Genomic DNA, 22377 nt, shown 5'->3' with positions numbered 1-22377 from the left:
CTCACCGTGCCGCTGAGACTGCCCGTCACGTGCATCCCGTTGTAGGGCGAGCCGGTCGCGCTGCTACCCGTCAGGTCGAAGCTCGCCGCCCCATCTGTCAGCGTGGCGTAGATCGCCCCGCTCGTATTCGAGATGAAGGTCGTATTCGTCACCCCCAGGCTGCTGCTGGTGCCCACCCCCTGGTAGTAGATCCCATAGCCGCTATTCTCGCGCAGCGTATTGTGCGCCAGCGACGGCGTCACCCCCGCGTTGTAGATGCCATGGCCCCCCGTCCAGCCAATCGTGCTGTCTTCCACCAGCAGGTTACTGGTCAAGACCTCCAGGCTGCGTCCGTAGGAACTCCCGCCATAGCGCACTTCCACATGGCGCAGGCGGCTCCCCTGGCTTTGCGCGGTGAAGCGGATGCGTTGCCAACTCCCCGGCGCGGGACTGCTCTGGGCGCCATCCCCATTCGTATCGCCCCCCACCGTATCATCCCGCAGCGACGTGAAGAAGATCGGCTGCGCTGCCGTGCCCTCCGCCAGCAGCGTGCCGTTCACGTCCAAGCTCGTGGCATTCGCAAATTTCACCACCGTGCCCGGTTGCACGGTGAGGGTCACACCCTGGGCAAGAGTAACGCCCTGCACGAGATAGACATTATCTGCGATCCAGGTAGTATTGGTGCTGATCGTGCCATTGACCAGCACGATGCTCTGGATACTCAGATTGCTCGGGACAACCTGGTCGCCTTGAAGATGATCAGGCTCATGCAAAACCGCGCCATTGTCTGCGACCCCACTACGCATACCATCACGGGCCTGGCTCTCGGTAGCCCGGGCCGCAATGATGCACAGCACCAGCACGAACAGGCCACCTCCGATCAACATACTTAGCCAACTACGCTGCCTCATCACGGTCTCCTCTGGGCTTGCATCGGTTACGGCTGAGCGAGTAGAGCTACCATGACGCCAGGATCCATAGGGCCATCAGTGGCAACACAACAAGAGCGGAAGCAACCGGCGCATAGCTGGTTGCTTCCGCTCCTGAGATACGACAGCGTCACCCGTACCATGATGCATAATCGGCTCGCCATTGAACGCATGATCACCGGGTCAACGGGGGCAGAATGCAGTGGGGGAACACTAAACGGAGCATATCATGGCCTGTGAGTGCCCACGGTAAAGGGGATCACGCCTTTGGTGAAGATCTTTTTTTGTATGGTTATGCACAATTAACTTTTTCGCGTGCTGCAAGAAAACGGGGAGGACAATCCGGCGTAGCTGGGTTGGCCTCCCCGTCAGGGCGATTGCATCATGCGAAACCGGATACAAAAAGACGCTCTATCAGGGCACCCGCAAGGGGTGCCCCTCGTCAAAGGGTGTCACCACCATGGCCCGCTGGATGCCCGCCTGCGCGGGCATGACATGGGGATGCTGCGCGCATGACAGGGGGGACGGCCCGCCATGTCGTTCCCGCGCACGCGGGAAGCCAGGTCTGGATCCTCCTGCGCCAACCACGGCGTGGCCCGCACCGCTGCGGTTGGGGGCGGCATCAGGCAGCCTTGCGGAGGGCAGGTGAAACCCTTTGACGGGTGCCCCTCCAGGCCGGGGGCCGAACCCGGTGTACGGGCACCCCTTGCGGGTGCCCTGGCGGGTGCATACACGGAAGATGCAATCGCCCTGGCCTCCGCGTGAAGCACACTGCTCAAGTAGCAGTCATCACCGCCGTCATGTTCCACCGCAGGCGTGGCTCAAATCGGTCGGGTTCGATCACAACAGTGTAGACAATGTCACCCTGGCGACTACTCCCGATGGCTTTGATCTGGATGATATGACCAGGAAGCTCCAGATCGGGCAGGGCATCAAAGGTGAGCATCACAGCGTCACCTTCACGTAGGCGCACCACATCCAGTTCGCTCAGATCATCAGTTTCAATCTGCCAGGCCTGAAGATCGGCTAGAATCAGCGCAGGGATGCCAGGGCCGGCCACTTCGCCGATCGTCAGATTGAGTTGCGCAACACTGCCGGCGATTGGCGCGTAGAGCGTGGCGCGTTCGAGATCAAGCAGAGCTTGATCCAAATCGACCTGGGCGGCGTTGATTTCAACCTGGGCGGCAACAAGATCGACCTCGCGGGGTGCGGCACTGACCTGATCACGGTTGGCCTCGGCAAGCTCAATGCCTGCCGCAGCGACGGCGATCTGGCTGGTGCGCTGCTCGCCCTGGAGACGGGCAAGATTTGCCTCGGCCTGCGCAATGCGGGTGCGCGCCGCCGCAATGCGGTCATTGGTGGGGGCCGCCACCAAAAGCGCCTGACGCGCTTCGGCTTCGCGGAGCCGGGCTTCGGCATTCGCCAAACCATCACGCTCGTTCTGCTGGGCCTGCTCAACAGCGACCTGGGCTTGCGCCAGCGAGTGCTCGGTATTCTCGACCGCCCGCAACGCCGCCGCCTCTTGATCGATGCGCGCTTGCGGCAGATCTTCGTCATCCAGGCGATCGGCCAGTTCAATATTTTCCCAGTAGATCCGGCTGTAACTATCCTGGGCATTGCGTAGCGCATTCGCCGTCTGCTCCAGCGCCAGTTCAGCCGTGGTTCTGGCTGCCGAAAGTACCGTTCGTTGCTGATCGAGCACTGTACGCGCCTGATCAACCGCCGCCTGCGCCTGGTCAAGCTCGCTCGTTTGCGGGCCATCGAGCAGCGCCGCCAGCGCCGCCCGTGCCTCGGCGAGTTGGGCCTGCGCTGCCGCCAGATCCTGGCGCGAGACCGAACTGACCACCTGTGAACGCTGCGCCGCCGCCTGTGCAATGCTCGCCTCGGCCGCCGCGATCGCCTCGGGGGCCGCGCCAACCGCAACCTGGTTGTAACGCGCCTGCGCCCGTTCCAGGTTGACCCGTGTACGTTCAACCCGCAACTCCAGTTCACGGGTATCGAGGCGAGCCAGCGCCTGCCCTTGCGTGACCAGATCGCCTTCGGCGACCAGGACAGCCGCAACGGTTCCACTGCGTTCAAACGCAAGGTGCGCCTCGGCCACCGGAACAACGCGTGCATCGGCGATCACGGCAGGTGGCGTAGCGATACTCTCGTCAACCGGGCTTGCCGTCGAAGTTGTGGCAGGAGCAGGGTTCAACAAATCCGTTTGCGCCACCACGATGCCACCGCCAAGCAGAACCACGATCACGATCAACCCAATCACAAGCTTACGCATCTTCGTCTTCCTCTATAGTCCACCAGGCGCAACAATTAAGCCATCGGTCACCGTAATTGACCGTCCGGCCCGCTGCGCCAGATCGGTGTCGTGCGTCACCATCACAATGGTCTTGCCTAGCTCAACGAGGTGCTCGAAGAGGTGGAAGATCGCGTCCGCCGTGCGCGAGTCGAGGTTGCCGGTCGGCTCGTCGGCGACAAGCAACGGCGGATCGTTGGCGAGCGAACGCGCAATCGCGACCCGTTGCTGCTGCCCACCCGAGAGCGCACCCGGCAGCTTATCGGCGTGCTCACTGATCTCCATCTGCTCAAGCAACATCATCGCCCGTTGCCGTCGCTCACGGGGGCGCCCGATGTTGCCAAAATCCATCGGCAACATCACATTCTCGGCAACCGTCAGCGTCGGCAAGAGTTGAAAGAACTGGAAGATAATGCCAACCGTGCGCCCCCGCCAGACCGCTAGTTGCCCCTCACTCAAACGCCCCAGATCGGTTCCCGCAACACAAACGGTGCCACTCGTCGAACGGTCAATGCCGGTGATCATATTGATCAGCGTGCTCTTGCCACTCCCCGATTTGCCCACCACCGCCACAAACTCTCCCGGCTCAATTGTTATGTCAACTCCTTTGAGCGCCCGATAGGGGCCGGCTGCAGTGGGATATTCTTTGATCACCCTGGTTAGCTGGATCACTGCTTCTCTTTTCTTTCGTTTTTAGGGCTGACGCCCTAAAAACCTAGGCGTATGCTGGCGAACATAGTCAGCTTCGCTGACTATGTTCGCCAGCATACGCGGATACCTGGGCATCTGCGGCCCTGAAGCTCCGCTTCTTTGCTGGCTTTGGTCGAGCACTCACTCATACGCTAATACCTCACGGACGGTCAGGCGAGTGGCGTTGCGAGCGGGAAGATAGCTCGCAAGGCTTGCGATCAACAACACAATGAATAACCAGGCGACAACGGCAAGCGGCGCGTAGGTCCAGGTGAGCGGCAAATTGAGCAGACTCATGCCGAGTTGATAGCTCATCGCATAGCTCATCGGGAACGAGAGTAGTGTGCCAATGAGCCAGGCCAGCAGGCCAATCGTGATACCTTCAACAAAGACCATCTGCTGCACGGCACCATCAGAAGCGCCGACGGCTCGCATAATGCCAAGCTCGCGGGTACGCTCGAGCACGTTGATGCTCATCGTGCCGGCCAGACCCAGACCGCCGACGGTACCGATGATCGCCGCCATCAGCGACAGCACCCCGGTCAGCACATTGAACCGCTCACTAAGAATGTCGCGGTCTTCGGTACGCGAGCGAATCAGGCGCACCTCGTAGCCACGCTCGTTCAAACGCTGCTCGACCGCCATCGTCGCTGCGGCGTGCGCGGCAGCATCGTGGCCGGTCGTCGCAATCCGCAGGGCATCAACCCGCCCCGTCCCACCATAGGCTCGCGTGAAGGACGCAAGATTCACATAGCCCAGCGCCGGGGTTGTGGGCGGCAAAAATTCTTCGACAAAGCCGGTAATCTGCCAGGTAGTATCACGATTGTTGATCCGCAATGTTAGCTCATCGCCGAGTTGAACGGTTGGATCTTTGGTACGATAGTTCGTGCTGAGCACAATGCTCCGCTCGTCAGCCGGATCAAGCCAGTACCCGTCCGACATCCGTGGGGCCAACAGGCTCGTTGCGGCAGGCAACGCCCGCAGGTTCACCATCTCGGCGGTCGTACCATCGGGCTGCACGGGAAACGCCTGCGCCCGCACAAGCGCTTCGAGATGCGTCACCTCGGGCAGCGATGCCACGTCCTGCATGATCCGTTCGGCACGATAAGGGCGCGCTAACTGGACTTCCAGGTCGTACTGCTGCGCCGCGATGCTGTCGTCGAGGGTCGTAAAGAGCGAGACCCGCAGCGTCATGACGCTCACAAAGACGGCCCCGCCGAGCGACAGCGCAATGAGCGTACGCACAAGCCGCCCACGCCGCCGAAACGTATTGCGCAGCGCGAGAATCGTCGGGCGCTTGATGAAGGCGACCGCGCTCAACAACCGGCTCAAGAGGCTCATCCGCGCTGGCGGCGGTGTCGTATCGCCACTCAGCGCCTCGCGTACCGTCATCCGTGCAGTAGCCCGAATCGGCACTGCCGCCGAAATGATTGGTACCAGCACTGCCGCTACACCCTGCAAAGCCATAATCTCGAGGGGCCAGCGCACCCCTTCAAGCGTAACATTGAGCTGCGAAGCAACAAACAGGGCCACGCCATACCCGCCGAACATGCCAAGCGGGAGAGCGAGCAGCAACGCAAGCAGGCCAAAACCCGCCGCGAGCACAAAATAGAGCCCCATGATCTGGCTGGTACGTGCCCCTATGGCCTTCATAATCCCGATCTGGCGCGTTTGCTGGGTCAAAATTGCCGTGATCGTATTAATAATCAAAAAGCCGCTGATCAACAACGCCAGCAAACCAAGGGTCGCCAGAATCGCAACAAGCGTACCGAGCACCAGTTCAACAGGATGTTGCAACGGCGTCGGCACATCGATCACCAGCACCTCACGGCCACTCCGTTCAATCAACCGTTCGACCTCACTGGCAACGCGCTGAATATGCTCGGCATCATCGCGCCCAGTGCTCGTCGTCATCAGCACCTGATTATCATCGGCAGGGCCACCGAGCCAGATCAACGTGTCGGCAGTCACATAGCCAAACGCCTGACCAGCAATGGCCGCCGGAGGCAAACTCAAATCGTGGGTAAGCCCCACCAGGGGCACCGATCGTGTCGGCCCATCAGCCAGTTGCAGAGCCAACACATCGCCAACCGACGCACGGGTCATGTCCAACGAGGCCCGCTCGATCAAAACGGTGCGATCAGGCGGCGGCCACGGCCCCGTCTCGGAGCGCACAAGATTGATCGTCATCAGACCATCATCAGGCACCACAAACAACTGTAGATCAACCCACTCGTCAGGGCCAACCTGCGCCCGCGCCGCCACCGCACGTTGCCCCTGCGCATCGGCAACATCCGGCAGCCGCCGAATATTTTCGAGCAACACCTCATCAAAAGGCTGCGTTGTGATCAGCGCACTCGCCGGATTGACCGCAAGATAACTCGACTGCAACTCAGCGCGAATAATCGTCAGTCCCGCCAGGATCGCCCCGAATGCCGCCACACCAATTGCAATCGAAAGCACCACCAACAGCGTGCGCGTACGATACGCAAAGAGATCGCGAACTACTTTTGACCAGCGTGGAGCCATACAAACCTTAAAAACTTTGCGCCTTTGCGCCTTTGCGTCAAAAAACCCGTCATAGCGGCAAAGTCTTGCCCCTAGACCGCCATCGTCTGCAAAAACGTCGCTACGGCATGCTCCACCATCGCCTCAATCGTGATCGTTGCCGCATCAGGCTGGGGAAAGAGCTCGCGCATGATCACAAAAGCCAGCAAAGGCCCGACAAACAGACGCACCGCAATACCGGGATCCATCTGGCGCATCCGCCCCGCCGCCATCTCTTGATCGAGGTAACGACGCAGCAAGCCAATCCCCCGTTGCGGCCCAATCTTATTCACCATCTCGGCGACAGCAGGACGGCGAAAGGCTTCACTCACCACCAGTTTGTAGGCCGCAAAGAGTTGACGATTCTCCGTCGCCTTCAACAGCGTCGAGGCAAAGAGCGTCAAAACCTCACGCGCTGGGCGTTGCATCAGATCATCGGGATGATCGAGCAAGCTGATCATGGGCACAAAATGCTGAACCACATGGCGAAATAGATCGGCCTTATCAGTAAAATAGTGATAGATTAAACCTGGCGAATTGATGCCCGCTGCGGTCGCAATATCTTTATTTGTTGCCTTCTCAAAGCCCTTCGCGGCAAAAACCTCGAGCGCACCATCAAGGATTTGCCTGCGCCGTTGCTCAAATTCATCCTGATCACGCGGGGGCATACTGCTTCTCCTCAATCTTGATTGACCAATCAATCAAGATTGTAGCACATGTTGATTGACTGGTCAATCAATTCTTCCCGCACAAAAAAGCCAGCTACGCTGGCTTTTTTGTGCGGGAAGAATTGGAAATTCAGGATGGGAGCATCTGCGCAAAACGCTCGATCGCCGCCGCCGCCTGCGGCCAGTCCGGGTCGAGCATCAGGTCGTGTGCGGCCTCAGGCACGACAATCAGTTCGGCTCGATACGTCGCCGCAGTGACCTGCTGCGCTTCGAGGCCAAAGACCATATCACGCCCGGCGGCAATGACGACTACAGGCGTGGCGTTGCGCGCCGGTCGCGGCCGCAACACCATGCTCTGCATCGTCACCAGCGGCGGCTCGGCGACCATCTGTGCAACATAGCCATGCAACGCTTCGGGGTCAATCTCGGGGCGGAAGAGCAGCTTGCGCATCGTCTCGGGCTCGCGGCGCAGCATCGCCCGCGGATCGATCTGTGCTTCAGGGGGCGTTGTCCGAGTAAGGAAATAGCGCACGCTGTCAACCGGCGAACTGCAGAGCAACACAACGCCAGCCAGCGGCGGCACCGGCCCAAAGCGCCCCGTCATGTAGAGTTGCGCGAGATACCCACCCGAGCTATGCCCAACCAGGATCGGCGGTGCCGGCAACGCCCGCACCACATTGATCAGATCGCGTCCATAATCAGACGCCGTCGTGAGCCAGTGGCGCCGTGGGCGATGACTCGCCCCATGCCCCCGTGTGCTAAAGGCATGCACCACAAAACCTCGCGCCGCCAGGTCACGCATTGCCTCGTGCCAGCACCACGCCCCATGCCACGCCCCGTGCAACAACAGCAGCGGCGAAGCATAACGCTGAACTTCAGGTTGAATACAGATGTGTTCTAACGTGTTCATAGATGGCAGCCCACAAACACAGTCTGGTCACGTCCCCAAAAACCAGCAAAGCTGGTTTTTGGGGACGTGACCAAACCTTATGCCGAGCCGATCTCGTGCGGCAAGCCACGCTCGCGGCGCAGTTCCTCGGCGAGGCGTCGTTTCTCGGCGATCATTTCGTCGGTAACATAGACCCCAAAAGAACGCAGGCCAGCCAGTTTCAAGCCATGCTTCTGCCAGAGCCGGTACATCTCTTTGACCCGGTCGATCTCAATCGTCCGCCCAAGCGTGTAATCCTCGAATTTGCCATCCATCGCCAGCAATGCTGTTTCAGAAAGACATGCGTAGGCAGTGCCCGGAGGCATATCAATATCAAAGCCGAAATCTGGCTCGCCTGGCAACACGATTTCGCCGCTTTCGACGATTAGCACGTCGGGACGACGGGCCGCATCCGCTTCTTTGACATCAGGCGGGCGGGCGACGTCGCAGATCACCGCCCCTGGCTTGAGCTTGTCAACATTGATCACCTTGCCCGTGAGCGCACTAGTCGTCGTAATGATCAAGTCGGCGTCGCCAACATAGGCATCAGGGTGCGTCGCCGCGATCACCCGTGCCCCCGGCGTCTCCTGCTCGATCTGCTGCTTCAGCAAGAGCAAGCGCTCGGGGCGCGGCGCAATCAAGACCACATCGCGCACCGCCTGGGCCAGCAACCGCGCACACACCGCGCCAATCGAGCCGGTCGCGCCAATGACAACGGCGCGAACCTTGTCGGGCCGCCCACCCTTCATCAAATAGACCGCCTGCTTGGCCGCTTCGAGCGTCGCCGCCACTGTCAACGAATTGCCCGAGGTAATGCCAATATCGGCTTTCTGGGCCACCGTAATACCTGCATCACCAACCACCGAAGTAAACGCCCCAAGGCCCATGAGTTGTGCGCCCATCCGCTCGGACATCCGGGCAGCACGAATGAGGCGTCGATAGGTAAAGCTCGGCGGACGGCGCATCATCTCGCGGGGCGTCGTGCCCAGGCTCAAGAGAATACCTTCCGCCTCCTGGCCGGTCGCAATCGAGCGAATTCCCCTGATCCGCGAAAGGTAGAGCGGTGGCATATGGGCAGCGATCCGCTCAACCACGCGCTCAGGCAAAAAACGTGTCCAGCTAAACCGGGGGTCATTCGCAATCAAGTTGGTACGCAACGGGTGGATCACAAACGCAAATTTCGGCAGCGGGCGTGGATTCAAATCTTGCACCGTCGGCGTCCACCCGGCGGCAGCGATGAAATCGAGCGCATCGGCCTCGCCCGGTTGCCCATCGGTCTCTTGCAGGGCCACCATGATCGCCTCGATCGTATCGGCAGCGAGAAACGGCCGCTCGGTACTGATGGGCGGAGTCATCGTCACCAGGGTGATCACCCCACGCTTGCGCAATTCCTCGATCTCCGCCGGCGAAGGATCATCGGTAATAATCGTCTTGCCCGTCAGATCGGCGGGCGCAAAGCGGCGAATAAACGCAAAATCACCGGCAATCACCTGGGCCCACTCAAAGAGCCCTGTTGCACGACGATCATGCCCCTCCTGTCCACGTGCGACTGGGTGCAAGATGCGGTACGGCAAAAGCGCCGTCACCGGAAGCGTGGTGGCCGCATAGAGTTCAAGCTGTTCGAGCGAGCGCGGCACGGGGAGAAAGGGAAGTCCACTATGGATCAGCGGATCGGCAAAACGTAGCTCAGGCTCATACTGACTGATCGCCGCCGCCAACTGATAGCGTTCGATGCCACTGGTCATCAACACGCGCCGATAGCGCAACAGCGACGGAATCTTGCGCACGGCCTGCGCAATCGCCCAGCGCTCGAGCGTCGCCTTGACCACACCACCATCAACGACCGGCGTGCGACGCGCCTCAGCCGCAATCTGGATCGCCTCGTGATGCGGATAACGCGCCCGGCCAACACGAAAAACCGGCGTCAAACCACCAAGCCCGATTGCGTCAACCCGCCCATCGAAGGCTCGGATTAACTCGGCAGCACGCGCTGTATTGCCGTCTACCCCAAGTCGCTCAAGTTCAATCGTCTGACCAAGAATGGACGTTGTTACACGATAATCACGGGCTGAGGAACCCAGACTGATACTTACAATGCGCTTCATCGCACAATGCCTCCGACATTATTTAGAGGGTCACCCTGTTGCTATGCACGAAGTATACCATATGAAAGCTTCCGGGAAGCTTTGTAGAGCTTCCCGGAAGCTTTCAGCAGGTAATCCATTGGTAGCAGTTTCGCGGTATACTAAGGGCACGGTAAAAGAAGAGTAGGGAAAGCACTGCAATGCTTGAGCCGGGGGCCATTCTCCAGGATCGGTATAAAATTGTTGAGCAGATCGGCAAAGGCGGGATGGGCGCCGTCTATCACGCCCGTGATCTTCGTCTGCGTACCGATGTGGCGCTCAAAGAGACTTTTTTTCAGGATGCCGTCTACCGACGGGCGTTTGAACATGAAGCGCAGGTGCTTGCCCGCCTCCGCCATCAGGCCCTCCCACGGGTCATTGACCATTTCAACGAGGGCCAGGGGCAGTTTCTTGTGATGGAGTTTATTCACGGTGAGGATCTGGGCAATCAGATCAATCGCCTCGGACGCCGTTTTGCGTCGCCGCAAGCCATGCCCATGATCCTGCGGTGGACCGATCAATTGCTCGATGCGCTGAATTATCTCCATACCCGCCCCGTCCCGGTCTTTCACCGTGATATTAAGCCCAAAAACCTGAAACTCACCCAGAGTTACGATATTATTCTGCTTGACTTTGGGCTTGCCCGTGGCGGGGTGACGGTGGCGATCGATCTTGAAGAGGTGGCTGATGCATCGGCCAATGCCCGCAAGATCTATGGCTTCACGCCGCCCTATGCACCAATCGAGCAGATGCGCGATGGCGAGGCTGACCCACGCAGCGATCTCTATTCGCTCGCGGCCACCATGTATCAACTGTTGACCGGAACCCTTCCCGTTGATGCGATGACGCGCATGACGCGCATGATCAGTGGGCAACCCGATCCGCTCAAGCCAATCCGTACGCTTGCCCCCCACGTGTCTGAACCAATCGCCCGGGTGCTCGAACACGCCCTTGCTGTGATGATCGATGAACGCCCTGCCTCGGCGCGCGAGATGCGCACTGCGCTGGCTCGCGCCCGTAATCAGGGTAGTTCCCGCGAACGTGCGCGATCACGCCAGGAAAACGCTGAAGCGCCCCCCCCCGAGCAGGAACTCCCGGTTGAGGCCGCCCCCGAACCAATCGTCGGCCTGGTGCCTGGCCAAGTGACGGCAGGCAATCCGCTTGCTTCTCAGACCGGGCCAGGCGAGAGCCAGGCGATCACCGGGTCAAGTCTTGATCCTCAAGCAACGCTCTTGCATATGCTGACAATCGGTAGCCCCATCCGTTCAGTGGCCTTCAATCCGGCGGGTGATCTGCTCGCCGCTGGCTATGACGATCATACCGCCGGGCTCTGGCAGGTCAATAGCTATAGCCCTCTCGTGACCCTCAAAGGCCATGTCAGTAGTGTGCGGAGTGTCGCCTTTGCGCCTTATGGCAATCTCTTGGCGACCGGCAGCGATGATGAGACGGTGCGCCTCTGGCAGGCCAACGATGGGGCCTTCATTCGTGAGTTGCGTTTGCCCGGGTGCCCGGTAGAGAGTATTGCGTTTAGCCCCGATGGGACAAAATTGCTGATTGGTGGCTGGGGTGGTTCGCTCGCCCTCTGTGAGGTTGATCACGAGTATGTGCGGATTATCAAGACCCTCGTCTGCCCGTTTGTCCATAGTGTCGCGTTTAGCCCCGATGGCACCCTGATTGCGGCTGGAGGCTACGATGGGGCGGTCTATCTTTGGCAGGTGAGCGATACGTCGCCCTTGCCTTCGTTGAGCGGCTTTCCTACCTTCATTCTTCGTGTTGCTTTTAGTCCTGATAGCGCCTATCTCGCCGCCAGTAGCAATACGAGTGTCCAGGTCTGGCGGATGAGCGACCAGAAGCCAATCGAGTTTTTTCAAGAACATCGTGGGCCTGTCCACGCCATCGCGTTTAGTCCTAATAGCCAGTTGTTGGTCACAGGAAGCGAAGATAAAAAAGTCTTTTTCTGGCGCCTCAGCGATGGCATCCGCATCCCTGTTGCCCTAGAACATCGTGCGGGCATCGCCTCGCTCGCCTATAGCCCCGATGGCAAACTCCTGGCAACAGGATGCCACGACGGGCGTCTGTACTTATGGACGGTAGGCGTCTAAGTGTCGCCATGGTGCAATGGCACGGCAAGGTGGAATGACCGTGTGATAAGGCACAACTATGAGCCAGAGAACCCACCTGAGCCTGCAACGCAAACTGTTCCTCGCCTTTGTCCTGGTCATGCTCATTCCGATTGTTGTGCTCTCGGGCTATGTGCTGGTGCGCGTGCGCGCCATGATTGTGCAACAGGTCAGCACCGATCAACTGCGCCTGCTTGAAACTCAGGCGACGCTGCTCAACGGTCAATTGGTCACCAGCGGAAGTGACCTGATTATTGCGCTCAAGTCGGCTGAGTTGCAACAGTATGTCGCGCAACACGACAATCCTCAGTCCCTCATCCAGAGTTTTGCCACGTTCCTGCGCCAGTCACAGGGGCGCTACACGGGTCTCTGTCTGCTCGATGTCGCGGGCAATGAAGAGGTCTGTGTGCGGGCCGCTGAGGGGGCCTATCTGCCCGTCTCCGAGCTCCGGAACCGTGCAGATGCACCGGGCTTTCAGCGTACTCTCCTCCAGGCGCAGGCCAACCCCGGGTTGCCGCTGACGATGACCCGGATCCCGTTCGACACCAATGAGGCACCCCGCCTTGATCTTGCGACGACCTATCTTGATGACTCAGGTGCCGCGATCGGGGTTCTCGTTCTCGAAATGCCGCTGGAGCCCTTGTTTGCCACCCTCCATACCGAGACACCAGACATCGAGGTTTCGGTCGTTGAATACGATGGCACCTTTCTCTTTGAGCAGAATCAGCTCACAACCTCAACCGAACAGGTCCGTCGGCTTGATCAGATCCATCCAGAAAGTGCGGCGACGATCCTTGGGCAAAGCGCGGGCATTCTGATTAAGCCAGTTGATGCCCCGGGCAAGTTGCTTACCTTTGCCCGGGTGTCCCCATCAAGCCGGAGTCTGTTGCAATGGACGCTGATCTACGAGCAGCCGATCAACACACTGCTCGGCGGGGTCACTGAAACGTATCTCGTTATCGGGTTGATCACCGGCCTCAGCATCCTTGTGGCTCTGAGTGCCGCCCATCTGCTCTCTATGACCATTGTTCGCCCCATCCAACACCTGGCAGCCGCCGCAGAGCAGATTGGAGCCGGCAATCTGTCCATTCCTATTCCGCAGACTGGCCCCGCCGAGATCCGCGCGCTTGGGCAGACGCTCGATCAAACGGTGAGCCGCCTGCAGACAGCCCTGACGACAGCGGAACAACGTCGGCACGAGGCCGAGGCCCTTGCCTCAGCGATGCAGATGTTGAGTGCGAGCCTCAACCGCGAAGAGGTGCTGGGGCTGATCTTTAGCGAACTGCGCAAGGTTGTGCCCTATGATAGTGCGTCGGTGCAAGCGATTCAGGGCGATACCTCGATGATCATCGGCTGCTATGGCCTTGACTACGCCGAGACTCTGATCGGCGTACGGTTCAGCCTGCAAGCGGGAACGACCCCCAACGCCCAAGTTGCCCATAGTCGCACGCCGTTGATCCTCAATGATGCCATCCAGAGCTATCCGCACTTCAACGACGATCCGTCGATCAATAATCCTGTCTGCGCCTGGATGGGGGTGCCGATGCTGATGGGGGATCGCTTACTCGGCATCATCACGCTCGACAAGTACGAACCCGGTTTCTACACTGTGGAACATGCCCGCCTCGTGGCCATCTTTGCGACCCAGGCGGCGATTGCGATGGAGCATGCCCGCCTCTACGAAGAAGTCTCGCGTGAACTGGCCGATCGCCGCCGTGCCGAGGCCGCGTATGCCCGGCTCGCCGCGATTATCGAATCAACCAACGACCTCGTTGGCATGGCCCGTCCGGATGGCGAAATTCTCTTCCTCAATACCGCTGGGCGTCACGTGCTCGGCATTTTGCCCAATGAAGATCTTGCTACGATGCGTGTGGTTGACCTCTATCCACCTTCACGTTTGACCTGGCTGCGTACCGAGGCGATTCCCACGGTGATGCGTGAGGGGATCTGGTCAGGCGAGTCGATCATCTATGCCCGTGATGGTACCGAGATCCCCGTTGAGCAGGTGATTCTCGCGCATCGCACCCCCGATGGGCAGACCGAGTTTATTTCAACAATTGCCCACGATATGCGTGAACGGATGCGCGCCGAAGAACAACTGCGCGAAAGCCAGAAGATGGAGGCCCTGGGCCGACTGGCCGGCGGGGTAGCCCACGATTTCAATAATCTGTTGACGGTCATTATGGGCGAGGCCGATCTTATCCTGAGTGACCCACCTGACGATGAGGATCTCCGCACCTCGATCACCCAGATCCGTCAGTCAGGCGAACGGGCCGCCACGCTCACCCGCCAGTTGCTCGCCTTCAGCCGTCGCCAGGTGCTCCAGACTGAAACGATTAGTCTCAACGAAGTTCTGACTGATATCGAACAACTCTTGCGAAGTTTGATCGGTGAACGGATCCAACTTCAGATCAGCTTGGATCCTGACCTTCCGCTGGTACGGGCTGACCCCGGGCAGATGACGCAGGTCGTGATGAACCTGGTGATCAATGCACGCGATGCGATGCCCGATGGAGGCATGATTACGCTGACAACCACGCAACGCGCGATTACCCCCGCAATGGAAGCCGAGTATGCCCCTGTAGAGGCCGGCACCTATGCGGTGTTGACCGTACGTGATACCGGCCAGGGCATGGATGAGCAGACTCGCGATCATATTTTTGAGCCTTTTTTTACTACTAAATCACGTGGCAAAGGGACTGGTTTGGGGTTGGCAACGGTGCATGGGATTGTCCGGCAGAGTGGGGGCAAAATTTTGTTTGCGAGCCAGCTCGGTCAGGGAACACAATTTGTGATCTACCTTCCCGTCGTTGCCACCGCAGAACTACCGCACATGGCGTCACCCAATCCGACGGCTCAGCCACGCAAGACCAAACCCTGCACCATTCTGCTCGTTGAAGATGATGCGAATGTGCGCGAATTGACGCGCCAGTTGTTATCCCGCATGGACATGGTGGTGCTCGAAGCCAGTGATGGTGAGGCGGCGCTAGCAATCATTCGCAGCCATCCTACCCCGATTGACCTGCTCCTCACCGATGTCGTGATGCCTGGCAAACTGAACGGGTTTCAACTCGGCGTTGCCGTCCAGAAACTCTGCCCTACCATCCGCACCATCTATATGTCTGGCTATAGTGACACGGCTCTGCGCCAACAAGCGCTGGCCGACCAGGCGATTTGCTACCTCCAGAAGCCCTTCACCGCCGATGAACTCGCCCGAGCTTTGCACACGATGGTGGCGTAAACGCTTGCACCGGTCTCGGCTACTCAGGTATAATGCGTAACAGTGCCAGGGGTTCTGGCCCCTCTAGCAAGGAGAAAGTATGTTTAAGTGGCTCAAAAAGCTCGTTGGTGATACCAACGACAAAGCCATCCGTGAGCTCCAACCACTGGTTGAAGAGATAAATGAGCTTGAACCTGAGTATCAGGCGCTGTCTGATGAGGCCCTGGCCGGCAAGACGGCCGCGTTCAAGGCGCGTCTTGCCGAGGGCGAAACGCTTGATGAGATCCTGCCCGAGGCGTTTGCCACGGTGCGCGAGGCGGCCCGGCGGACGATTGGCCTGCGCCACTATGATGTGCAGTTGATCGGTGGCATTGTGTTGCACGATGGCAAAATTGCCGAGATGAAGACCGGTGAAGGCAAGACGCTCGTCGCGACGCTGCCGCTCTATCTCAATGCCATCGAAGGCAAAGGATCCCATCTGGTGACGGTCAACGACTACCTGGCCCGTGTCGGTGCAGGCTGGATGGGTCCGATCTATCATTTCCTCGGGCTCAAGGTGGGGTTCATTGCGCACGATCAGAGTGCGATCTTTGACCCGACGTATGTTGATCCCAATGCCAATGCCGAAGATACGCGCCTCATTCACTGGCGACCTGTGCCCCGGCGTGAAGCGTATGCGGCTGATATTACCTACGGAACCAATAACGAATTTGGCTTCGATTTCCTGCGCGACAACATGGCGTATGAAAAAGAACAGATGGTGCAGCGCGAGTTGCATTTTGCCATTGTTGACGAAGTTGACAATATTCTGATTGACGAAGCGCGTACGCCCCTCATTATTTCGGGGCCGGCCCAGAAATCCTCCGATCTCTATCGTCAGATGACCAGCGTAGTCAAGAATTTACGTCGTTCAAGCGTGACGCCCAAGCAGATCAAGGAAGAGGGCATGGAGCCCGATGGCGACTTTTTCATCGAAGAACGGACCAAAAGCATTACCCTCACCGAACAGGGCATTGAGAATGTCGAACGCCTCTTGAAAATCCCTGATGGCGAGAGCCTGTATGACCCGCTGCATTTTGAAAAGACCCATTTTGTCGAGAATGCGCTGAAAGCTCAGTTTGTCTTCCAACGTGACCGTGATTATATGGTCACTTCTGAAGGTGAGGTTGTCATTATTGATGAGTTTACCGGTCGCTCGATGCCCGGTCGCCGCTGGTCTGATGGGCTGCATCAGGCCGTTGAAGCGAAAGAGGGCGTGCTCGTCAAGAATGAAAATGTCACCCTGGCGACGATCACCTTTCAGAACTATTTTCGTATGTATGGCAAGCTAGCCGGGATGACCGGTACGGCCTATACCGAACGCGAAGAGTTCGCCAAGATCTATAATCTCGAGGTGGTGATCATCCCCACGAATCGTTCGTCGGTACGCGATGATCTGCCCGATCAGATCTATCGCAGCGAAGCCGCCAAGTTCAATGCCGTGGTCAGTCAGGTGGCCGAGTTGAATGAACTGGGCCGTCCCGTGCTGATTGGTACAACCTCGGTCGAGACCTCAGAGAAGGTGAGTGAGTTACTCAAGCGACGCGGCATTGACCATAGCGTGCTCAATGCCAAGTTCCACGCCAAAGAGGCGACGATTGTCGCCCAGGCTGGACGCAAGGGGTCAGTCACCGTGGCAACCAATATGGCTGGTCGTGGGACTGACATTTTGCTTGGTGGCAATCCCGATGGCCTGGTGGAAGAGTTGCTGGCTGCACAAGGGATCACGTTTGAAGAGGCGACCCCTGAACAGGTTCAGGTGGCGACCGAAGAGGCTAAGCGGCTGACGGCGACCGAGGGTGATCAGGTGCGTGAGCTTGGTGGCCTGCATATTATCGGCACCGAACGCCACGAGGCGCGCCGCATTGATAACCAGCTTCGTGGTCGAGCTGGTCGTCAGGGCGATCCTGGCTCATCACGCTTCTTCCTGTCCCTTGAAGATGAACTGATGCGCCGCTTTGGGCCGGTCGATCGCATCAAGGGCCTGATGAATCGCTTCCTTGATGAGGATCTGCCCCTTGAAGCTGGCCTGCTTGATCGTACAATCGAAAGCGCCCAGACCCGCGTCGAAGGCTACAACTTCGATCTGCGTAAACATACCGTCGAGTTCGACGATGTGATGAATAAGCAGCGCCAGATTATTTATCAGGATCGCCGCGATATCCTTGATGGCAAAGATGTTCGTGACCAGATCCTGCAGATGATCGGCGAAGAGATCGCGGCTCTTGTAGATGAGCATCTGCCCGATGAGGGGCCCGCAAGTTGGGATCTCGAGTCGCTGCTACGCCAGTATCGTCAGATCAATCCGACCCTGCCTGAGGCGATCACCCCCGCAACCCTCAGCACAAAAAGCCGTGATGAGATCGAGATCTGGCTCGTTGAACAACTCGAGGCCGCCTATGAAGAGCGCGAACAGGCGATGGGGGCCGAGACAATCCGCTTTGTCGAGCGTCGGATGATGCTCGGCACGATTGACCGCCAGTGGATCGATTATCTGACCGCGATGGACGAGTTGCGCCAGAACATTATGTTGCAGGCGTTTGCCCAGCGCGATCCGTTGATCGAGTTTCGCAAACAGTCCTTTGCGATGTTCGATCAACTGAAAGACAATATCACCCGTGATATCGTCTATCAGATTATTGCACAGTCCTTTGCCTACGAACGCTACCTGCGTCAGCTTGAGCTTGAGCAAAAGAACCGCCTCGCCACGGCGCGGGCGGCGGGCGGCAGCAGCGAGATGCAGAATCTGGCAGCCAAACCCCAGCGCAAGCTCACCAATATTGGGCGCAACGAGCGCTGCCCCTGTGGCAGTGGCAAGAAATTCAAGCATTGCCACGAAGGCCGTGAAGAAGAGCTTGTCCATCTGATCGCCGCGCAGAGCCAGGGAGCAGAGCCCGTCCATGCCGCCGTTGCGCAGGCAAGCCAACCGCAGGCCGTGCCAGCCGGCGCCCAAGCCGAGGTACGTCGCGGGCGGCAGGTGCCCTCTAGTGTGCCTCGTGGGAAAAAGCGTTAAGGCAAAGGTTGACTCAGGTTGACGCAAAGGCGCAAAAGCACAAAGCGGCGCAGGCAGATCGATCAAATCTTCGCGCCGCTGCGCCTTTGCGTCACATATCCCGCCTTAAACGAGCAGCGAGCAGCCCGGCCACTCGCAGCGCATCGCTGAAGGTCTGATCGCGATGCCGTAGGCGGAGTTCGGCGGCGAGCAGGTCGGCGAGGCTCGGTTCTTCACAGCGGGCGAGGCGACTGATCGGCTCCATTCCAGCGATGGTCGCTGTGGTCAGCGCATACCCCGGGGTCTCGGCGCGTTCAACGCGGAAACTCGCGGTGACGCCATCGAGCGCTTCGAGATGCAGGGCAAGGAGGCCAGGTGTTGCCCCACTTGCGGCCTCAACTGGGCGTAGGTCAAGCGTGACGAGGCGGATCGCACCAGTGCCCACTCCAACCGCCGGGCGACGTAGGTAAAAGCGGATCAGATCTGGTTCAAGACTGAAGGCGTCCTCTAACGGCATCCAGTCGAGACACGACGCAAGCCATCCCGCCAGTAATAATCCCGCGACCGGGTTGTCTGCACCGCTTGGTACTTGATACGTGATCGTCACATGATCGATCCGGCGCAAATGTGGTAACAGGGGGCGTGTATCGAAAAACTGGGCTGTCAGTTCGCGCCACGGGGTGAGCGAAGCCCAGGTGAGATCACTGATCGCAAAGGTGTGCAAGGCCAACCCGCCCGATGACACGGCCCGCTCTAGCTCGGCCATCTGCACAAAGGCACTCGTTGGTTGCGCAAAGGCCTGCGAATTGACGATCACCCGGTCAACGACGCTGCGCAAACGGGCGAGCAATGGCTCGGCAAAGGGGTCAGGGTTGTTGATCCAGAGCACAACGGGCAGGTCGGGGACGAGCAAAGCTAGGATCAGCGAGACGACCTGCTGCACCGCCGAGCCACGCGCATCAAGCGTAATCTGTTCACCACAGACCTGAGGCGTCCCGCGCCTACTCAAGAGGCAATTGGCTTGCACAAAGCCGTCTAGCCGTGGTTCAGGGGCATCCGGCTGCAAGAGGGCAAGGATTGCCCGACTCGGATGGCTCGCCGTCAACTGCTGGATTGCGTCGGTCATGCGGTCGGCGTGTTCGGCATCGTGCGTACAGGCAAGCAGATTCAGCGTCAGGGCACGGATCACCGCCTGGCCATCAGGCGCCTTCTCGGCGCTCTCGCTCCAGAGTTGACGCAATTCATGCTCGATGGCCCCGATCTCAACCATAGTCATACTGGTCATTGGTCACACCTCAGTCCCGCGCTCGGAGGGCGTTCGAGGGCGGGACGCGCTCGCTCCCAGAGGGCAGAAACTCGTTGAGCATTCACAAGCGCCGCCAGGTACGCCCATCACGGGCCATGAACTCGTCGGCACTGGTTGGTCCCCAGCTCCCGGCCTCGTAATTGGGGAAGGGCTGCGCAGGTGACGCCAACCAGCCCTGGTGGATCGGCGTGATCAGCGACCAACTCGCCTCAACTTCGTCGCGCCGCGTAAAGAGCGTGCTGTCACCAAGCATGCAATCGAGCAGCAGGCGCTCATATGCTTCGGGTGAGGCCACGCCAAACGAGGTGCCATAGCGGAAATCCATCGTCACCGGGCGAATCTGGGGCTGACCCGGTACTTTCGAGCCAAACTTGAGCGTAATGCCTTCGTCGGGCTGGAGCTTGATCGCCAGCACATTTGGCTCGATATCGTGCATCGGGGTCTCGGCAAAGAGCATCGTCGGCACCGTCTTGAACTGAATCGCAATCTCGCTCACCCGGCGCGGGAGTGCTTTCCCACTCCGCAAATAAAAAGGCACGCCTGCCCAGCGCCAGTTCTCGACAAAAAGCTTCAGCCCGATATAGGTCTCGGTCTGCGAGGCCGGATCGACGCCACGCTCATCACGATAGCCAGGCAACGGACGACCGCTCAGGCTCCCGGCGTCATACTGACCACGCACGGTATAGGTCGCCACCTCTTCGGGCCTAATCCGCCGGATGGCCCGTAACACCTTGACCTTTTCGTCGCGGACGGCATCGGCATCATACGAAACCGGCGGCTCCATCGCGACGAGCGCCAGCAGTTGCATCAGATGGTTCTGGATCATATCGCGCAAAGCCCCGGAATGGTCATAGTAGCCGCCCCGGTCTTCAACGCCCAGATTCTCGGCCACCGTAATCTGCACATGATCCACCGAACGACGATCCCAGAGCGGCTCGAAAATACCATTGGCAAAACGAAAAACCATGATATTTTGCACCGTCTCTTTGCCTAAATAGTGATCAATTCGGTAGACCTGCGGTTCCTCAAAGACGGCGAGCACCTGCTGATTGAGGGCCTGGGCACTGGCGAGATCGCGGCCAAAGGGCTTCTCGATAATGATGCGCGTCCAGCCACCATGCGGCGACTGATTGAGCCCGTGAGCGCCAAGTTGACGAATAATGTCGGGATAGGCTTCGGGGGGCGTCGCGAGGTAAAAGACGCGATTGCCACCGGTACCGCGGCGCTGATCGAGTTCAGCCAGGCGTTCAGCCAGGCGCGCATACGCGGACGGATCATCAAAGCTCCCCGGCTGATAGTGGATGCCCTCGGCAAAACTGGCCCAGAGTTCGGTTTCAACCGCACCACTCCGCGAATTGGCATTGACGCCATCGAGCAACACCTGGCGAAACTGCGCATCATCCCAGGGGCGACGCGCAAAGCCCACCACCGAAAAGCCCCCTGGCAACCGGCGCTCGCGGGCAAGGTTATAGAGTGCCGGCACGAGTTTGCGGCTCGTCAAATCGCCACTGGCTCCGAAGATCACAACCGTACATGGTTCAGGGGTACGCCCAATACGCAACCCGTGCCGCAAAGGATTGGGCAGATCTGACATGGTTACCTATCTGCCTGCTTGACCGCGTGACCACCAAACTGATTGCGGAGGGCCGCCAGCACCTTCGCACTAAAGCTGTCGTCCTGCCGTGACCGGAAGCGGGTCTGCAGCGAGAGCGTAATGATTGGCGCAGGCACATCAAGATCAATCGCCTCTTGCACCGTCCAGCGACCTTCGCCACTATCCTGCACATACCCCCGGATCTTGCTAAGATCCGCATCATCGGCAAACGCCCGCTCGGCCAATTCAAGCAACCACGACCGCACCACACTCCCCTGGTTCCAGAGATGGCTGATCTTTTGCAGATCAAACTCGTAGCGCGACTTCTCCAAGATCTCAAAACCCTCAGCGTAGGCTTGCATCATCCCATATTCGATGCCATTGTGGATCATCTTGACGAAGTGCCCCGCGCCCACCGGCCCGCAGAGCAGATAGCCCTCGGGCGGAGCCAGCGTCTGCAAGATCGGCTCGACATAGGCAAAAGTGTCAGGATCGCCACCCACCATGGTGCAGTAACCAACCTGAAGCCCCCAGATCCCACCCGAGACCCCGGCATCCATAAAACGCAGGCCCTGCGCGGCAAGTTGCTCACCGTGCGCAATGCTCACTTTATAATTATTGTTGGCCCCATCGATCACAATATCACCAGGACTCAGCAAGGGCGTCACTTGGGCAAGATGCTCATCGGTCGCCTCGCCTGCGGGCAACATCAACCAGACAATCCGCGGCGAAGGAAGGGCTTCGACCAATTCTTCAAGCGTTGTCGCCGCAATTGCGCCGTGTTCAGCCGCAAGCTCTTCAGCCTTCGCCACGGTCCGATTATAGACAACCACACGATGCCCACCCTGAAGCAGGCGGATCGCCATATTGGCCCCCATACGGCCCAGGCCGATCAATCCAATCTCCATTGCAGTCTCTCCATATTCTGTTTGGTGCTTAGGGATTATTA

13 protein-coding genes are annotated in these 22377 nt (G+C 59.0%); 3 read left to right on the top strand and 10 right to left on the bottom strand.

The features are described from left to right. The 7 genes from A9Q02_RS13355 to A9Q02_RS13325 form a co-directional block, all read right to left on the bottom strand. A partial coding sequence (locus A9Q02_RS13355; protein ID WP_141508894.1) for a right-handed parallel beta-helix repeat-containing protein occupies positions 1 to 890 on the bottom strand: 890 nt, incomplete at its 3' end. A gap of 793 nt (positions 891 to 1683) precedes the next feature. After that, the gene (locus A9Q02_RS13350; protein WP_097653581.1) at positions 1684 to 3183 is read right to left on the bottom strand and encodes an HlyD family efflux transporter periplasmic adaptor subunit; all 1500 of its coding nucleotides are present in this window, start codon (positions 3181 to 3183) and stop codon (positions 1684 to 1686) included. 12 nt (positions 3184 to 3195) lie between these two features. Continuing rightward, positions 3196 to 3873, bottom strand: coding sequence for an ABC transporter ATP-binding protein (locus tag A9Q02_RS13345; protein WP_097653580.1), 678 nt, complete (start codon positions 3871 to 3873; stop codon positions 3196 to 3198). A gap of 159 nt (positions 3874 to 4032) precedes the next feature. Continuing rightward, the gene (locus A9Q02_RS13340) at positions 4033 to 6420 is read right to left on the bottom strand and encodes an ABC transporter permease (RefSeq protein ID WP_097653579.1); all 2388 of its coding nucleotides are present in this window, start codon (positions 6418 to 6420) and stop codon (positions 4033 to 4035) included. 71 nt (positions 6421 to 6491) lie between these two features. Then, positions 6492 to 7106: a TetR/AcrR family transcriptional regulator gene (locus tag A9Q02_RS13335; protein ID WP_097653578.1), complete on the bottom strand. Its 615-nt coding sequence runs from the start codon at positions 7104 to 7106 to the stop codon at positions 6492 to 6494. 130 nt (positions 7107 to 7236) lie between these two features. Continuing rightward, the gene (locus A9Q02_RS13330) at positions 7237 to 8016 is read right to left on the bottom strand and encodes an alpha/beta hydrolase (RefSeq protein WP_097653577.1); all 780 of its coding nucleotides are present in this window, start codon (positions 8014 to 8016) and stop codon (positions 7237 to 7239) included. A 77-nt stretch (positions 8017 to 8093) separates the two neighbouring features. Next, complete coding sequence (locus A9Q02_RS13325; RefSeq protein ID WP_097653576.1) at positions 8094 to 10139, bottom strand: serine carboxypeptidase; 2046 nt, start codon at positions 10137 to 10139, stop codon at positions 8094 to 8096. 179 nt (positions 10140 to 10318) lie between these two features. On the opposite strand from A9Q02_RS13325, the gene A9Q02_RS13320 reads away from it, so the two are divergent. The 3 genes from A9Q02_RS13320 (at position 10319) to secA (ending at position 18549) form a co-directional block, all read left to right on the top strand. Beyond that, positions 10319 to 12259 (top strand): serine/threonine-protein kinase, encoded by a 1941-nt coding sequence (locus A9Q02_RS13320; RefSeq protein ID WP_097653575.1) that lies wholly within the window; start codon positions 10319 to 10321, stop codon positions 12257 to 12259. A 58-nt stretch (positions 12260 to 12317) separates the two neighbouring features. Next, positions 12318 to 15518, top strand: coding sequence for an ATP-binding protein (locus A9Q02_RS13315; RefSeq protein ID WP_097653574.1), 3201 nt, complete (start codon positions 12318 to 12320; stop codon positions 15516 to 15518). A gap of 79 nt (positions 15519 to 15597) precedes the next feature. Continuing rightward, entirely contained in the window at positions 15598 to 18549 is a 2952-nt protein-coding gene (gene secA / locus A9Q02_RS13310; RefSeq protein WP_097653573.1) for a preprotein translocase subunit SecA, read from the top strand. Between the two features lie 91 nt (positions 18550 to 18640). On the opposite strand, the gene A9Q02_RS13305 is transcribed toward secA, so the two are convergent. The 3 genes from A9Q02_RS13305 to gnd form a co-directional block, all read right to left on the bottom strand. Then, positions 18641 to 19813 carry a glucose-6-phosphate dehydrogenase assembly protein OpcA gene (locus A9Q02_RS13305; RefSeq protein ID WP_245860539.1) on the bottom strand — a complete coding sequence of 391 codons (1173 nt, stop codon included), beginning with the start codon at positions 19811 to 19813 and terminating at the stop codon, positions 18641 to 18643. Between the two features lie 82 nt (positions 19814 to 19895). After that, complete coding sequence (gene zwf, locus A9Q02_RS13300; protein ID WP_097653572.1) at positions 19896 to 21428, bottom strand: glucose-6-phosphate dehydrogenase; 1533 nt, start codon at positions 21426 to 21428, stop codon at positions 19896 to 19898. Between the two features lie 2 nt (positions 21429 to 21430). Beyond that, positions 21431 to 22336: a phosphogluconate dehydrogenase (NAD(+)-dependent, decarboxylating) gene (gnd, locus tag A9Q02_RS13295; protein WP_097653571.1), complete on the bottom strand. Its 906-nt coding sequence runs from the start codon at positions 22334 to 22336 to the stop codon at positions 21431 to 21433. Between the last annotated feature and the right edge of the window lie 41 nt (positions 22337 to 22377).

This window comes from Candidatus Chloroploca asiatica, from assembly GCF_002532075.1.
Taxonomy (GTDB): domain Bacteria; phylum Chloroflexota; class Chloroflexia; order Chloroflexales; family Chloroflexaceae; genus Chloroploca; species Chloroploca asiatica.
Note: the sequence above shows the minus strand (reverse complement) of the source record. Positions and strands in the feature narration are given on the sequence as shown.

Bases quoted from the DNA above. Each gene is read 5' to 3' on its own strand.
- A9Q02_RS13350 (WP_097653581.1), bottom strand. From the start codon at position 3,183: ATGCGTAAGCTTGTGATTGGGTTGATCGTGATCGTGGTTCTGCTTGGC.
- A9Q02_RS13340 (WP_097653579.1), bottom strand. From the start codon at position 6,420: ATGGCTCCACGCTGGTCAAAAGTAGTTCGCGATCTCTTTGCGTATCGT.
- A9Q02_RS13335 (WP_097653578.1), bottom strand. From the start codon at position 7,106: ATGCCCCCGCGTGATCAGGATGAATTTGAGCAACGGCGCAGGCAAATC.
- A9Q02_RS13330 (WP_097653577.1), bottom strand. From the start codon at position 8,016: ATGAACACGTTAGAACACATCTGTATTCAACCTGAAGTTCAGCGTTAT.
- A9Q02_RS13325 (WP_097653576.1), bottom strand. From the start codon at position 10,139: ATGAAGCGCATTGTAAGTATCAGTCTGGGTTCCTCAGCCCGTGATTAT.
- A9Q02_RS13320 (WP_097653575.1), top strand. From the start codon at position 10,319: ATGCTTGAGCCGGGGGCCATTCTCCAGGATCGGTATAAAATTGTTGAG.
- A9Q02_RS13315 (WP_097653574.1), top strand. From the start codon at position 12,318: ATGAGCCAGAGAACCCACCTGAGCCTGCAACGCAAACTGTTCCTCGCC.
- secA (WP_097653573.1), top strand. From the start codon at position 15,598: ATGTTTAAGTGGCTCAAAAAGCTCGTTGGTGATACCAACGACAAAGCC.
- A9Q02_RS13305 (WP_245860539.1), bottom strand. From the start codon at position 19,813: ATGACCAGTATGACTATGGTTGAGATCGGGGCCATCGAGCATGAATTG.
- zwf (WP_097653572.1), bottom strand. From the start codon at position 21,428: ATGTCAGATCTGCCCAATCCTTTGCGGCACGGGTTGCGTATTGGGCGT.
- gnd (WP_097653571.1), bottom strand. From the start codon at position 22,336: ATGGAGATTGGATTGATCGGCCTGGGCCGTATGGGGGCCAATATGGCG.